The 12,680-nt window shown below is 59.2% G+C and carries 25 protein-coding genes and 1 tRNA gene; 6 read left to right on the top strand and 20 right to left on the bottom strand.

What is annotated here, in order from left to right:
• From ihfA to F3J44_RS18555, 3 genes are all read left to right on the top strand, one after another.
• Positions 1-303 (top strand): integration host factor subunit alpha, encoded by a 303-nt coding sequence (gene ihfA / locus F3J44_RS18565; RefSeq protein WP_003250679.1) that lies wholly within the window; start codon positions 1-3, stop codon positions 301-303.
• The gene (locus F3J44_RS18560) at positions 284-640 is read left to right on the top strand and encodes a MerR family transcriptional regulator (protein WP_008100384.1); all 357 of its coding nucleotides are present in this window, start codon (positions 284-286) and stop codon (positions 638-640) included. Before ihfA ends, F3J44_RS18560 begins: the two co-directional genes overlap by 20 nt.
• A 111-nt stretch (positions 641-751) precedes the next feature.
• Positions 752-828: transfer RNA gene (locus F3J44_RS18555), tRNA-Pro, on the top strand.
• A gap of 69 nt (positions 829-897) precedes the next feature.
• Here F3J44_RS18555 and F3J44_RS29885 read toward each other — a convergent pair.
• The 3 genes from F3J44_RS29885 to F3J44_RS18545 all read right to left on the bottom strand — a co-directional run bounded on the left by F3J44_RS29885 (position 898) and on the right by F3J44_RS18545 (position 2,700).
• Complete coding sequence (locus F3J44_RS29885; RefSeq protein ID WP_255456988.1) at positions 898-1,530, bottom strand: tyrosine-type recombinase/integrase; 633 nt, start codon at positions 1,528-1,530, stop codon at positions 898-900.
• Between the two features lie 416 nt (positions 1,531-1,946).
• Positions 1,947-2,348 carry a hypothetical protein gene (locus F3J44_RS29880; RefSeq protein ID WP_240158422.1) on the bottom strand — a complete coding sequence of 134 codons (402 nt, stop codon included), beginning with the start codon at positions 2,346-2,348 and terminating at the stop codon, positions 1,947-1,949.
• Positions 2,349-2,385: 37 nt separating this feature from the next.
• A complete protein-coding gene (locus tag F3J44_RS18545; RefSeq protein WP_167274886.1) occupies positions 2,386-2,700 on the bottom strand; it encodes a hypothetical protein in 315 nt (104 codons plus the stop codon).
• A gap of 68 nt (positions 2,701-2,768) precedes the next feature.
• Here F3J44_RS18545 and F3J44_RS18540 point away from each other — a divergent pair, with 68 nt between their 5' ends.
• A complete protein-coding gene (locus F3J44_RS18540) occupies positions 2,769-2,939 on the top strand; it encodes a hypothetical protein (protein WP_167274884.1) in 171 nt (56 codons plus the stop codon).
• Between the two features lie 16 nt (positions 2,940-2,955).
• Here the strand turns inward: F3J44_RS18540 and F3J44_RS18535 are convergent, their stop codons facing one another.
• The 10 genes from F3J44_RS18535 to F3J44_RS18490 all read right to left on the bottom strand — a co-directional run bounded on the left by F3J44_RS18535 (position 2,956) and on the right by F3J44_RS18490 (position 8,170).
• On the bottom strand, positions 2,956-3,438 hold the full coding sequence (locus F3J44_RS18535; protein WP_167275087.1) for a class I SAM-dependent methyltransferase: 483 nt from the start codon (positions 3,436-3,438) through the stop codon (positions 2,956-2,958).
• Between the two features lie 46 nt (positions 3,439-3,484).
• Positions 3,485-3,673 (bottom strand): hypothetical protein, encoded by a 189-nt coding sequence (locus tag F3J44_RS18530; protein ID WP_167274881.1) that lies wholly within the window; start codon positions 3,671-3,673, stop codon positions 3,485-3,487.
• Entirely contained in the window at positions 3,670-4,065 is a 396-nt protein-coding gene (locus F3J44_RS18525) for a phage protein NinX family protein (protein ID WP_167274879.1), read from the bottom strand. The genes F3J44_RS18530 and F3J44_RS18525 overlap by 4 nt, the downstream gene beginning before the upstream one ends.
• Positions 4,062-4,307: a DUF551 domain-containing protein gene (locus F3J44_RS18520; RefSeq protein ID WP_167274876.1), complete on the bottom strand. Its 246-nt coding sequence runs from the start codon at positions 4,305-4,307 to the stop codon at positions 4,062-4,064. Before F3J44_RS18520 ends, F3J44_RS18525 begins: the two co-directional genes overlap by 4 nt.
• 2 nt (positions 4,308-4,309) lie before the next feature.
• Complete coding sequence (locus F3J44_RS18515; protein ID WP_167274873.1) at positions 4,310-4,699, bottom strand: hypothetical protein; 390 nt, start codon at positions 4,697-4,699, stop codon at positions 4,310-4,312.
• Complete coding sequence (locus F3J44_RS18510; RefSeq protein WP_167274871.1) at positions 4,696-4,947, bottom strand: hypothetical protein; 252 nt, start codon at positions 4,945-4,947, stop codon at positions 4,696-4,698. Before F3J44_RS18510 ends, F3J44_RS18515 begins: the two co-directional genes overlap by 4 nt.
• Positions 4,944-5,549 carry a hypothetical protein gene (locus F3J44_RS18505; protein WP_167274868.1) on the bottom strand — a complete coding sequence of 202 codons (606 nt, stop codon included), beginning with the start codon at positions 5,547-5,549 and terminating at the stop codon, positions 4,944-4,946. Before F3J44_RS18505 ends, F3J44_RS18510 begins: the two co-directional genes overlap by 4 nt.
• Before the next feature lie 55 nt (positions 5,550-5,604).
• Positions 5,605-5,859 carry a hypothetical protein gene (locus F3J44_RS18500; protein WP_167274866.1) on the bottom strand — a complete coding sequence of 85 codons (255 nt, stop codon included), beginning with the start codon at positions 5,857-5,859 and terminating at the stop codon, positions 5,605-5,607.
• Entirely contained in the window at positions 5,856-6,413 is a 558-nt protein-coding gene (locus F3J44_RS18495; protein WP_167274863.1) for a hypothetical protein, read from the bottom strand. Before F3J44_RS18495 ends, F3J44_RS18500 begins: the two co-directional genes overlap by 4 nt.
• 302 nt (positions 6,414-6,715) lie before the next feature.
• A complete protein-coding gene (locus F3J44_RS18490) occupies positions 6,716-8,170 on the bottom strand; it encodes a DNA cytosine methyltransferase (protein ID WP_167274859.1) in 1,455 nt (484 codons plus the stop codon).
• A 50-nt stretch (positions 8,171-8,220) separates the two neighbouring features.
• On the opposite strand from F3J44_RS18490, the gene F3J44_RS18485 reads away from it, so the two are divergent.
• On the top strand, positions 8,221-8,883 hold the full coding sequence (locus F3J44_RS18485) for a hypothetical protein (RefSeq protein ID WP_167274857.1): 663 nt from the start codon (positions 8,221-8,223) through the stop codon (positions 8,881-8,883).
• A 65-nt stretch (positions 8,884-8,948) separates the two neighbouring features.
• Here the strand turns inward: F3J44_RS18485 and F3J44_RS18480 are convergent, their stop codons facing one another.
• Positions 8,949-9,548 (bottom strand): hypothetical protein, encoded by a 600-nt coding sequence (locus tag F3J44_RS18480; protein WP_167274854.1) that lies wholly within the window; start codon positions 9,546-9,548, stop codon positions 8,949-8,951.
• Positions 9,549-9,673: 125 nt separating this feature from the next.
• Here F3J44_RS18480 and F3J44_RS18475 point away from each other — a divergent pair, with 125 nt between their 5' ends.
• Positions 9,674-9,871, top strand: a complete 198-nt coding sequence (locus F3J44_RS18475) for a hypothetical protein (RefSeq protein ID WP_167274853.1) — start codon at positions 9,674-9,676, stop codon at positions 9,869-9,871.
• On the opposite strand, the gene F3J44_RS18470 is transcribed toward F3J44_RS18475, so the two are convergent.
• The 6 genes from F3J44_RS18470 to F3J44_RS18445 all read right to left on the bottom strand — a co-directional run bounded on the left by F3J44_RS18470 (position 9,868) and on the right by F3J44_RS18445 (position 12,676).
• Positions 9,868-10,182, bottom strand: coding sequence for a hypothetical protein (locus tag F3J44_RS18470; RefSeq protein WP_167274850.1), 315 nt, complete (start codon positions 10,180-10,182; stop codon positions 9,868-9,870). The two genes, F3J44_RS18475 and F3J44_RS18470, sit on opposite strands and share 4 nt — an antisense overlap.
• A gap of 242 nt (positions 10,183-10,424) precedes the next feature.
• The gene (locus F3J44_RS29620; protein ID WP_205299985.1) at positions 10,425-11,114 is read right to left on the bottom strand and encodes a hypothetical protein; all 690 of its coding nucleotides are present in this window, start codon (positions 11,112-11,114) and stop codon (positions 10,425-10,427) included.
• 12 nt (positions 11,115-11,126) lie between these two features.
• On the bottom strand, positions 11,127-11,753 hold the full coding sequence (locus tag F3J44_RS18460) for an AAA family ATPase (RefSeq protein ID WP_167274848.1): 627 nt from the start codon (positions 11,751-11,753) through the stop codon (positions 11,127-11,129).
• A 274-nt stretch (positions 11,754-12,027) separates the two neighbouring features.
• The gene (locus F3J44_RS18455) at positions 12,028-12,198 is read right to left on the bottom strand and encodes a hypothetical protein (protein ID WP_167274845.1); all 171 of its coding nucleotides are present in this window, start codon (positions 12,196-12,198) and stop codon (positions 12,028-12,030) included.
• A complete protein-coding gene (locus F3J44_RS18450) occupies positions 12,195-12,425 on the bottom strand; it encodes a hypothetical protein (protein WP_167274842.1) in 231 nt (76 codons plus the stop codon). The genes F3J44_RS18455 and F3J44_RS18450 overlap by 4 nt, the downstream gene beginning before the upstream one ends.
• Positions 12,422-12,676 (bottom strand): hypothetical protein, encoded by a 255-nt coding sequence (locus tag F3J44_RS18445; RefSeq protein ID WP_167274840.1) that lies wholly within the window; start codon positions 12,674-12,676, stop codon positions 12,422-12,424. The genes F3J44_RS18450 and F3J44_RS18445 overlap by 4 nt, the downstream gene beginning before the upstream one ends.
• Between the last annotated feature and the right edge of the window lie 4 nt (positions 12,677-12,680).

The raw sequence follows: 12,680 nt of genomic DNA, 5'->3' as shown, positions 1-12,680 counted from the left end.
ATGGGTGCTCTGACGAAAGCTGAGATGGCCGAAAGGCTGTACGAGGAGCTGGGGCTTAACAAGCGTGAGGCCAAAGAACTGGTCGAGCTGTTTTTCGAAGAAATTCGGCACGCACTTGAAGAGAACGAGCAGGTGAAGTTGTCCGGTTTCGGCAACTTCGACCTTCGCGACAAACGCCAGCGGCCGGGCCGCAACCCCAAGACAGGGGAAGAAATCCCGATCACTGCACGGCGTGTCGTCACCTTTCGTCCAGGGCAGAAACTGAAAGCCCGGGTTGAGGCCTATGCTGGAACCAAGCCATAACGACGAACTGCCCCCCATACCGGGCAAACGCTACTTCACCATCGGTGAAGTCAGCGAGCTGTGTGCCGTAAAGCCACACGTGCTGCGGTATTGGGAGCAGGAGTTTCCGCAGCTGAACCCTGTGAAGCGGCGGGGCAACCGGCGGTATTACCAGCGCCAGGACGTGCTGATGATCCGCCAGATCCGGGCCCTGCTGTATGACCAGGGCTTCACCATTGGCGGGGCGCGGTTGCGGCTCTCCAGTGATGAGGTGAAGGATGAGTCAAGCCAGTACAAACAGCTGATTCGGCAGATGATTGTCGAACTGGAAGATGTGCTGGTGGTGTTGAAGAAGTGAGCTGGTTTTTGGTGAATGAAAATTTTTGAGAAAAAGCTTTCATTTATCAAAAGGTTAGGGTACATTCTTCAACGTTCTCGGCAGGATTGAGAACATGCTTCAAAGCCCAGTCGGGGCGTAGCGCAGCCCGGTAGCGCACTTGCATGGGGTGCAAGGGGTCGAGTGTTCGAATCACTCCGTCCCGACCATATATTTCAGCGACTTAGCCACCTTCGGGTGGCTTTGTTGTTTTTGGGTGTGGGGAGTTTTTCGGGACTTCATCCGATTTTCCTCTTCAATATCGTCAACACCGGCCCGCGCGAGTCCGTTGTTGATACCATGTTCGCAGCTTCAATCAGCTTGCCCAGCTCAGCGCCGGAGTAGTGGCTGGTGACGCTGCCGTTCTTGTGCCCGAGCAGTGACTTCCGATCCTCTTCAGTAACGCCTGCGGCGCGCAATCGTCGCCCGAAGGTGTGCTTCAAGTCGTGAATTCTGATCGAGGCATATCCAGGGTGAGCGGGGCGAAGGTTTTCCTCCTGCCAGAGTTTCGCCGCTCTCACCCGCGCCTTCTTCCAGGCTGAGTCGTTCATCCGGTGCATCGCGGTCCCGTTGTATGGGAAGACCCATTCCTTGCTGATGCCGCGTTGCCGCTCGATGATCGACTTGGCCACGCTGTTCAACACCACCAGGCGCTCGTCGCCGTTCTTTACGCCCGACCGGGCGTGTCTCCCGCCAAAGTCAGCGGGGATCAGGAACACACTGGTCCCCAGTTCCGGCACCGAAATCTCCCAATCCCACCTCAGCTTGCACACCTCCTGCTCGCGGCATCCCGTGTTCACTTTGAACAGGGCCATCGTCTGCAGGTGGCCAGGCAGTTCGTTGAACAGAATCGACTGCTCCTCCCACGACATCGGGTAGGGCTTGCGGCTCGACTTCTTCTCCTCAAGCTTTTTCAGCATCGGTACGCTGTCCAGCCAAGGCCGGCGGTCATCATCCCGCCACTTCCTGGCGCAAAGGGTAAGAACTCGCACCGCGCGCTCGATCGCGATGTTGATCGTCCGGTTGCTCACCGCCTTCTCGATTTTTCCGTCTGAGAGAACCTTTTCTGTCTGCCGATCCCGTATGAAAGGCTCCAAGGCCTGGTCATCAATGTGTGTCAACGGCAGGTGGCCCAGGTACGGGTGGAGTTGTTTCATGCACAAGGCAGTCAGGTGGATGGATGGCTGATCCTTGACTTCAAGGAGGTAGCGCATTGCGGCTTCCTCCCAGGTCCTGATCTGCCGCACGCCGTACACCTTCTGCTGTCGCAGCTTCTCCAGTTTGTGGATCAGGTACTGCTCTGCTTCTTCCCGGTCACTAGTGCCAGTACTCTCTCGAATTCGCTCCCCTCTGTAGACTTTATCGATTTGCCAGACACCGCCCTTCTCGTAGAGGCCGGTGATCGTTTTTCGCGCCATGTATCATCTCCTCGGCGCTCGCTGCGGGGCCGATTGTTGTCCTGTCCGGTGGCTTTTTCAATCGCCTTGGCCTCGATGTAGACGTCTGCCCACTCGTCCAGCTCCTGGCGATCAAAGGCCACGCCCTGCTTGCCAATGGGGAATTCCTTAACGCAGGGCCTGACCGTCTTGTTGAATTCATCCCGGCACATGCCGAGATATCCTGGGGCATCGCCGAAACGGATGAACCGCGGCTGAATGCTTGAGGGTTTTGCTGCAGTGGCATTCGCCATGGTTTTCTCCACTCCGCCGGTGGCGGCAGGTTGGTGGTCAGTCGCAGCTGCTCGAACTGGATCCGCTATCGCTGGAGCTGCTGCTGTCGCTAGACGAATAGCTGCTCCCGTTGTCGTAGCTGCTGTAGTCCCGGCCGGTGCAGGCACTGCTCGATCGCGTCGGCTCGTAGCTGTCCACCTGGTGGATGGGATGCGAGGGGCTGGCAATGCTCATTGGATTGAGCGGGTCGAGGACAGGATCCTGCCGACCAGCTGCCGGGCTATGGCCTCGGGCGTAACCGGTCGAACCGAGCGCGGCGCGTTGTGCAGGCTTCTTCTTGCGCTTAAACAGGCGGGTCAAGAAATTGAGCATGAGGTTCTCCATGCCCGCGCATATCGGCGGGCATATGTGTTAAAAAAGTGGTCAAAAGGAGATTCGATATGGGCAAGACAGCCAAACCGTTTTACTTAGCCGCGGCGCCGCTGATAGCTGTTGGTGCTGCATTTGCCGCTGTAGGCGCATCTGGGCAGACTGCTTTCGGCTACACCGCAGTTGGCTTGCTGGTGCCCGGCGTTGTGTTATTGATCGCCGAGTACTGTCGGCGGGCTTGAGTTTTAGGGTGAGGGGTTAGGCTGCTGGGCGCTTCATGAAGGTGATCCAGTGCGTCTTCTCGCGCTTGCCGGACTTGTGGCCAAATAAAGGCTTTTCTTCAGTGAGGGCCAGCAGCTCGCTGACCAGCACCTGGGTTTCGTTCCACTTGAAGATCAGGATTCCCTCGGGCTCCAGCACGCGGAAGCATTCGGCAAAACCTTGGCGGATGTCCTCCCGCCAGTCGCTGGTGAGCACCCCGTACTTGGCCCTCATCCAGCTGTCCACGCCGGCGCGGGTAAGGTGCGGGGGATCGAAGACGACCAGGCGGAACGTTGAGCCCTCGAAAGGCAAGTGCCGGAAGTCCATGAGCACATCAGGCTCTACCTTCAGCACCCGGCCATCGCACAGCAGGTGCTCTTCGTCGCGGATGTCGCCGAACAGGGCGCGCTGGTCTTCCTTGTCGAACCACATCATGCGGCTGGCGCTGCAGGGATCGAGCACTTTGGCCGCAGCACTCATCGCGGCGCCTTCCATACCAGATAGGCCATGTACATCAGGGGCAGGATCATAGAAGGTGCGCTCCAGATTCAAGAAGGCCGTCGCGGTCTTCGCGAAGGTTGTTGCGCTCGGTCGCCAAGCGCTGGATCTCGCGGTGCAGGTACTGGGCGATGGACTCGCCCGCGCGAAGGTCGCCGGGCATGGCACGCCCTTTAAGGGCCGCCTCCAGCTCGTTCAAAGTGAATTGCTCGATCATGGCATCAGTTCCTTCGGCACCTGGACGGTATCGCCGAGCTTGTAGTGGACGAATCCCCGGCAGAACGCGACCAGCGCAGTGGGGCCGTAGCAGAAGATGCCAGCGCCCGCCGGCCCGCCGCTGTAGCAAACGTCTTTGGCAAGGCCCGGTGAGTGCTGCGCGCTCCCGTGGTGTTTGTCGATCAGCTGGCCGCCTTGCTCCCAATTGGAAGATGGGCGATAGCCAAAGTCCTCGGCAGCGCCGCGAATGCTGATACTTGCCGGATATGACTCTGAGATCCAAATAGTCGTCCGGTGCTCCGGGTCGACCTTGAAGCCCTCAGCCATGGCGGCCGCCCAGTCCAGCGGCGCGCCGATCAACTTGGCCGTCTTCACTTCGATCAGGTCGGTCATGGCTGGGCACCTGGTGGAGAGGGCAGGTGCTGCCAGTGGGTAGGCTCGTGCTCATCGCTGGCGTCGCTATCCACGACCTCCCACTTGCCCTTGTTGAAGTAGTGGCCGTAGCAGGCCGACCACATCCAGCCATCGGTGCTCGAAGCGCGCTCTCCGACGATCATCACGTCCCCATCCATGCGCAGCCAGACGGGGGTGTCGAGTTTGGGCAGCTCGTCGTTGCACTTGATCCACTGGCTCATGCTCACGCCTCCTTTCTTCGTTCTTTCTCGATCTGGCCATAAAGAGCGTCCACTCGCTTCTGCTTGCGATTGATCGCTTCAGTACGCTTTACGCTCTCTAGCAAGGCCTTCTTGTAGGGTTCGATTTTCTCCAGCAGTCGAAGACGTTCGCGCGGACAGGTTGAGGCGTTGAACTGCTCGGCCAGCCGGTCGTGCTCTTTGAAATCGAGATGGTCGAGCGCTCGGTTCTCCTTTTCCATTTCTGCCAGGACGTCTGCCGACTGCCGATGCCAGCGCAGGTACAGAACATCGCTTTTCCTTGGCCCCTTGAGGAAGGGCTGCGACCTGATCCAGTCGATCAGCTCGTCTTTGGTCATCTCGTCGAGGATGTCTTTCTTGGCGGCCTTGCTCACATCTGATACCTCTCATCAATCCAGCGCCCAGGCGCCAGTGCGGGTGTAGGTTCTGGTTGTGTTTCGTGCGGGGAGAGCTGGCGCTGGTTGCCGGCCTGCAGCTGGCTGTCGGGGATGCAGCTGATGCCGACCCCGTTGAGCAAATAGCAGGTGACGCCCCGCTTGCTGTCATGCTGCACGTCTATGACGTTTTCGGTTGCGCTGGCGCCGGTGGCCAGCAGCAGGAGGCAGAGGGCGAGGCGGGTCATGGCGTCACCACTCGACGACCCCACCAGCATGAGGGCCCGTCGTCAGTGTCGTAGATGGCCAGGCAGAACCAGCCTTCACCATCTGGCTTGCTGGGTTCCCAGTAGCTGCAATCGGGGGCGCCAGACTCGAAGTAGCGTTCTGCGATGTCCTCTGGTGCGTCGGTTTCGAGTTCGACTCGGACCACCTCAAGTCCCTGCTGGGATACCCAAGCCTTGCTTTTCTCGACGTCGCCCTCGTCGAAATCGGGCAGGTCAGGGTGCTGAAACATCCCGTATTCGTCACGGCGCACAACTGCGGGCTTGATCAGGCTCTGGCGGTCAAGGCGTTCGATCTCCGCAAGGATCAGTGCACCAGCTTTCACCAGGTCGCGCCGGCGATCTGCGCTTGGCTTGAACGTTTCTGGCGCCCATGGCCAATCGGTACTCATGGTTCCAGGCTGGCCGGAGAGACGAGCGTAGACGCTTGCTGCCCTGGCCAGTTCGCCGCTGGCGTAGTCGTCATCGCGATTTAGCGAGTAGCCTTCGTCGCTGACCTGCCGCTGGCGCTCGAGCACGACGGCCAGCGCCGCGCGGTTGAGGGTGATTCCACTTTTCTCGGGCATGACGATTCCTTGGCCGCCATATCGCGGCAGTGAATAGAGGGGAGAAGGGTTACAGCTATGGAGTACAGATGTTCTCTTTCGGCGCGGAGTCTTCCGCGCGCATGAAGGCCGCCATGGTGCCCATCTGCTCGACGATGGCGCGTTCCTCAGCCGATGCGGTCTTGGCGATGTTGCTCTTGCGCTTCTGGCACAGCCGACAATCGACCATGCCCCAGTCACCTGACAGGTCGGAGGAATCCCCTAGCCACGTTCCGCAGGGTGCTTGCTCAAGGTCATCCAGGTCGGTGAATGGTGCGAAGTGCGTCGTCATGACTTCGTCTCCGGCTCTGCGCCGGCGGCGGATAGCTGATGATCAATTCGCCCGATCAGCTGCAGGGTTGCGCCGCGGAAGCCAATCTCGGACTTAATGGCTAGGAGCTCTGTGTAGCATTCGCGCAGTAGCGCATCACGCTCGGCCAGCTGGGCGCGCAGGGTGTCGAATGTGCTCGCCCTTGCCTCAAGGGCCACCCTTGCTGCGTGCAGGTCACGGCGCAGCCGCTCAACCTCGCCAGGATCGGCGTGGGTGTAGAGCGGTCCAAGCTTGGCAATTTTGTCGAGGCAGGCGTTCCAGCCATCCTTGCGAGCATTAACTTCGGCTGCATTGCTCGGGATGACGCCCGGCAAGTATCTGGTGTAATGCTCTCGCTCAGGCAGAGCCACCGGCTCGCCCTGGTGCTGCTCGCCTGTCTGCTGAAAAACAGCTTCAGCAATCAGCCCGCAGCCCAGGTCATGCAGGCTCTGCACCTTCTCCAGCGCAGCGGCCAGAGAGCTTTCGGTGAAGGTCAACGCCTTCTCGGTGTTGCTGGATCGGTTTTCTGTGGGCATGGGGATACCTCAATGAACTTGAAAATTCGCTGCTTGCTTCGTCTTCCAGGGCTAGACTGGCTTGGTTCGACTGGGAGAACTGTCATGTCCACAGACCAGATTTCGCACTTGGAGCAAGCGCTTGTAGCGGTGCTTGCAGCAGCAGAGCAGTCAGGTTTAGAAATTGATGACTTGCGGCGAATTGCAATCGGTGGCCTGATGGGTAGCGCCTCATGGCGATGGGTCTGTTCGGATGCAGTGCCCGGCGCTATCGATGAGATTGAAAGGGCGACCAGGATCATTAATAGGTCACGACTCCGCAATCAGTCCTGAGATGATCGCTCTAGCTGCTGCTGAATCCTCTTTCCGATCCAGCGAACGACGAACACGGCCTTACTGTTGCCGATCGCCTTGTAGCGCGGCCCGTCAGGACATTCACCGGCGGGCTTGCCGCGATAGGGGATGCGGGTATGGTCGCCGGAGAAGCCCTGGAGCCATTCGCACTCGCGCGGGGTGAGTCGGCGAACACCAGCCCCCTCCTGGACCATTGGCTGGCCACGGCCTGTGCCGTCTTCGCTGGCATCGAAGCCCTCAGCCTTCAGCGTGTGAGTGATCTCGCCAGTGATGCACACGGCGGCCTGGCCGCCGGCGTTTGGATGGCTGGAGCCGTGACCCATGGCTCGGAGTGTTGGGGCCAGTTCACCAGCATCAGCACCATGATCGTTGCAGCTGAAGGCAAGCAGAGCGTTCTCCTGGCCGCTGTTACGACCCAGCGCGAATGCCTGGTCATCAAGCGTGCAGGGATCTTGTGTGCCATGGACGACAAGCATGCCGCTCTCGGCATCCTGCTGGGTGTAGCTACCAGCCGCTTTGCCATTCGCCTGAAGCGTGCCCGAGACGATGAATGCCTCGCTCTCGAAATCCATTCTTCCGCTGGCGCTGGCGCATGCGTTGCGCGCTGGAGCCACATCAATCGGGCCGCTTGTGTTGTTACCGCCGAACACCTTTGGCCAGTCGGGCGGCGCGACTACATGCCCGCCAGTGGCTCCGTCTGTTCCCGGGAAGCCACCGCCTTCAGTGCGTGCATCAAGGGTGCAGGCAAGGTCTTGCCCCTCGCCTCGGCGCGGCGGAGTATCCCGGCGCACGCCTTCGCGCTCAAAAAGTATTTCGAGGGGATCGAACCCTGCTCTAGCACTTGCGACAACGAACACACGGCGGCGTCGTTGGGCCAGGCCGAAATATTGGGCATCCAGAACCCGCCATGCGGCTGTTCGCGTGGGTCCATACACACAACCAGCGTCCTTCCATTTGCCCCCTGGCGGTTGGAGTTCTTCGGATTCGCCCACCAGGGCGCCGAGGAAGCAGCCGAACGCATTGCCCTTGTCGGAGAGGACGCCTGGGACGTTTTCCCAGAGACAGGTAGCCTCGGGCTCGCCGCGCTTTGTTCGAACATGGTCAATTGCATCAAGGAGCTCCACGTATTTGATGGTGAGGGCGCCGCGGGGATCGGACAGGCCCTCGCGCATGCCTGCGACGCTAAAGGCCTGGCAGGGCGTGCCGCCTACCAGCACCTCGGGCGCCGGGATTTTGCCGGACAGCACCGAGGACGCCAGGCGGGTCATGTCGCCGTGATTCGGCGTTCCGGGGTAGTGGTGAGCCAGCACCGCGCTAGGGAACGGCTCGATTTCGGCGTACCACTCGGCACGCCAGCCCAGCGGGTGCCAGGCTACGGTCGCAGCTTCAATGCCGCTGCAGACGCTTCCGTAGGTGATGGGCATGATGGCTCCTGGCCGGTATAGTCCTGCAATTTAGGAAGGGATGGACAGGTATGTCTCTTTGCTTAGCAATCACTGACGCTGACTGGATCCTGACAAAGGATGTTTTGGGGGTCATAACACCTATAGCCGGAGCACTAATTAGTGCCGGCACTCTTTGGGTGGCTTACAAATTTGGGCGAGAAGGCTTGAATACATGGAAAAGGCAGTTAAAGGGGACTTCTGATCACGCACTTGCCAGATCCGCAGCAGTCGCAATCTATAAGTACCGCGACCTTTTGATTATTCTCTGGGAAGTTGGCGGGCATGCTATAGATGAAATTGAAAGTAATCGCTGGATCAATCCAGACGATGATAGTGATTTTTCTAGCACCTTCTTCCAGTCTTGGCTGGATAAGATGAGGGCCGCGCGTTCGGAGTTGGAGGCGATAGGGGTAGAGTGTGCTGCAATTTGGGGCGGAGTATTCGAAAATGGATTTTCTGAAATTTATCGGCGTGAAGGTGAGTGTTCAGAAGCCATCGAGAATTGTCTATATCTTTATTCTAAGGGGGGGTTCGATCCGAGCATGGAGTATACGTCAGATTACTCACAGCTCAGGTGGTTGAAGTTTAAAAACGAAGTTGGCAAGGATAGGGTTGACGTCAAGAAGTACATTGATGGTCTGTTCGCGCCTCTGGTGGCTGAGATTAATTCAAAACAGCTTAAAGACATCTAATATCGCCTTGCAGGAATTGCGTTATCGTTGAATAAGGGAAGGCGCTGGCGGGCAACGCCAGAGGGTCAGGCGGCGTATCGAGAGCGCAATGCCTCTGCTATACGCGGGTCGGGCTGCATATCGGCGTAGGCCATTGCTATCTGGTGTTTGTGCTCTCGCCAAGCTTGGTGCGCTTCTGAAGCGCTGGTGTGATAGCCAAGAAACTCGTGCCGGCCAGAGAAAGGGTTTCTGCACTGAGCCACGAACCTCTGCCGCGCCTTGTGCCAAGAAACGCCGATCGGCAGGTCGCCGCGAATCGCCTGGCTATCCACCATGAACCTGTTCAAGTCAGGCGAGATAAACGCACAAGTTGCCGGGGAATAGACCTTGTTGCCTGGCACAAGCAGATCCTTGTCCAGGTGATTTCCCTCATGATCCTGGGCTGACATCCAGCCCCGGAAGGATGAGAAGGTGAGCCAATCATTTGATGCCGAGCAGTCCTGATAGGTGGGGTTCCTGATCTGAAACTTCTCGCTGTAGCATCGCTCCAGCATTCCGGTCCATGCCTTGTAGAACGGGCAGGTCCATACGGATCGCCGGCGTCCGCCAACCGTTTCGGTGAGGCAGACTTGGTAGTCGGCGTCGTTTGCTCCGACACCATAAACCAGCTTCAGGGCTTTGCTCATCGCGTTCTCCTGATATGTGTGGGCAGCGCCATGCCTCCGAGGGCCGGATGCGGCATGGTGGCAATTTGGGGTGGGATGGGGTATTACGGGTGACCGGCAAGAGGCCGGTGCACAAGGAGTAGTAAATGAGCCAGCAACAAGCGCAATTGGATGCACTGGAACACTTGCTGATGGCAGTGCTCAAAACAAGCGGGTCAAGCATCCCGAGCAAAGCAGTGTTCAGCAAAGCTGAATCATCGCTAGCAGGTGCAGACTGGCCGCCAGGTACTGATGAAAAGACAGCTGCAAGAAAGTATCTGGAGCACCTCAAGCAGCAGCTCTAATCCTGATCGCAGGAGAGCCGGAGCGCCTCGCGCGCTCTGAAGTTTTCAAGCTTCCGCGCCACAGCCGGTGAAACCGTAATTTCGTGGCGCGGCGGCTCCAGCAGGGGTAGCGCGCCGCCTGGGCCCAGCCCATGCAGGTGATGAATCATCAGCGTCATCGCCTCGCCCTGCTCCTCGATCCCGGCCCACTCCATCAGTTCCAGCAGGGCCTGCTTAGTCCCTGGTCGAACCTTCAAGCGCAGGTCTTCTTCCTGCAGCCTGGCGGCTTTGGCGCGGCGCTTCTCGTCGCGCGCCTGCTGAGACATCGCCATACGGCACCTCCTTGATTCCGCTGGGCGGGATGTGTAAATGCAGCTGGCGGCGACGCTGCTGCGTGAGCTTCTGGATGCGTCTCATGGGTAGCACACCTCAATGGGCGTTTTCTTCGTCGAGCCAGACGGCATGACTACCAGTAGGCGCTTGTTTCATCGGTACACGCCCCAAGGCTGACCAGTGGATCTGGCCATGGCCGCCGCGCACTTCACGGCGGGCACAGGCTGAGACATGGTGGCGATCATGCGCCCGCCAGGTGATGGACCGGGGCGAACGGGATGTCGTCGTCGAAGTTGTCCGGGCCATGAGCGCCTTGCTGGCTATGCGGTGCCTGGTTGTAGGACTGGTTGGCAGCTTGCCCGCCGTCGCGCAGCTTGCGAACAGGGTTTTTGGCGATATATGCGATGTAGCTGCCCAGCGCCGAGGCTTGGTTTTGGCCGCCAAGGATCTCGGCCGCCATGCGTTCGGTTCCGTGCTCGAACGGCGCTGCCAGCACCATGCGCTCCCCAATATCACCATTGCCTTTGCGGTATTCCTCTTGCTGCAGGACCAGGCCAATCTTCTTGCCAGCCAGCTCTACGCAGCATTCTTTCTGCTTGGATACGACCTTCTGCTCGTCGTAGTCGTAGAGGTCGAGAGGCTGGCTCTGCCAGGACAACTTCTTTACCTTGGCGCAGGTCATCAGCGCATTCAGGGTCTTGTAGCCAGCGATTACCTCGCCTCGGCCATTGTGCGTGTACAGCGGCAAAGGCCCACATTCCTGCCCGCTGTCAGAGATGAACATGATGTTTACGATCTCGGTGCCGTTCTGGTTCTGCTCGTAGAAGGCCGCTGCGATGGTGCCTGGGTATTTACCGGTTTCGGTGATGCGCTTGCCGCCAGTGTTTGCCTCTTTCGCTGCTTGGGTATCGAGTGCGTAGGAGCGTGCCATGGTGATGCCTCCTTAGGCTGCCTGCTGGGTGATTGCGTAGTAGTTGCAGATGGCCGCGTCGACGGCAGCCAGGTCGTTGTCGATCAGATCGTCCTCGAACATCCCCATCGGGGCCTTCGTGGTGTCTGATCCGTTGTTGCGGGTGGAGAAGAAGTTTTGTCCGTCCTGCACGACTGAACGAAGAACGATGGTCACCATGCCTTCCAGGGTGATCTTTTCGTCCAGCATCTTGCCGATGGTCTTCATCTTGATCTGGCCGCTCTCCGTCTCTTCGGTGTGGCTCAGGATGTAAACGCGGACATCGTCGGGAAGCTTCAACATTGCGTCGAAGACGTCCCAGGTGTGCCGGCCGATCTCGGTGAATTTGTCGAATCCGCGCTCTGCACTGCGGCGCATGAATTCATTGGCCAGCATGTATTGGAAGTCATCGATGATGATGATCTTGCGCTTGGTCTTCATGCAGGCCCGGATGATCATGTTGTGGTCATCGCTGATTAGCGGGGTCCAGGCGTTCGAATCTTTGAATGGAAGCGGCTTCCTGATCACCTGGATCAGTGCCACGTCTTGAGGGTTGAAGTTTCGGAGGGAAGTGCTCTTTCCGCTGCCGGACTTGCCCAGGATGAGAGATACCTTTGCCATGTCTGCCTCGTTGCCTATGCGTTGTGGTCGAAATGCCAGGTCACCCAGGCACGGAGGTACGCTCCAGGCCCTGGCTGCGGTGGATGGTTGCGCGCTCTCGCCGCTTACGCTCCCGAAGGGGTACGGTTATCCCGAAGGGCCGCCGTGCTCGGCTACGTGATTCAGGAAGTGATGGAGCCTGCCCAGGCGCTCGCAAGCATCCAGGCGGTGCAGAAGAAAATGGCGATGAAGCTGCCGCGCCAGGTGGCGATGCGGCGGGCGCGTTGGCGGCTGGTCATGGCCGCGGCCTCACTGATATACGCCCGGCCTTGATGGCAGCCACCAGCTTTGGCGGCAAGTGCGCGACAGGTAGTTCGCGTGGAAGCCCCGCGCCGATGATCGCCAGGCTGCGCTCGATCTGCTCAAGCTGCTCGTCAATGAGGGATTTCACAGGCGCCGTGCTCATGCCACTCTCCCATTCGCCGCCAGCCACTGCTGGTGCTCGCGATCTACGATACGGTTAAGGCGCTCGACATAGCCGCGCTGCTTTGGCAAATCGATCGCACCGGTCAGCCCGGCCAAGTCGATAGCCATCGTCAGCTCGCCGCGCAAGCTGTCGCTGAACGAGGCGTCGATAGCCTCGAACCGCGAGTTGATGATGGCCACAACCTCTTCGCGTGTTCCCTTGTTCATGCTGTCCTCCGGGCGGCGCCAGAGCCGCACATGGCTTCCATCTTGTCGAGTGCCGAGGCAATCACCCGGCGGCTTTCAACCCGCTGGCGCTCGTCGCGCTCGCGGATCATCGTGTTCCAGGCCTCGTTGTTCGCACGGGCCTGCTTCGAAGTCAGGTGGTCAGCCCAGTGCGTATCGCCAAACAATCCGAGTTGGCGGTCTGCCTCGCGCGCCTGGGCACTGTCTGCGTACAGCTCATGCTCGCGAGCCATAGTC

Origin of the sequence: Pantoea sp. Tr-811, assembly GCF_011752535.1 — a bacterium.
In the GTDB taxonomy this organism is placed as follows: Bacteria; Pseudomonadota; Gammaproteobacteria; order Pseudomonadales; family Pseudomonadaceae; genus Aquipseudomonas.
Note: the sequence above shows the minus strand (reverse complement) of the source record. Positions and strands in the feature narration are given on the sequence as shown.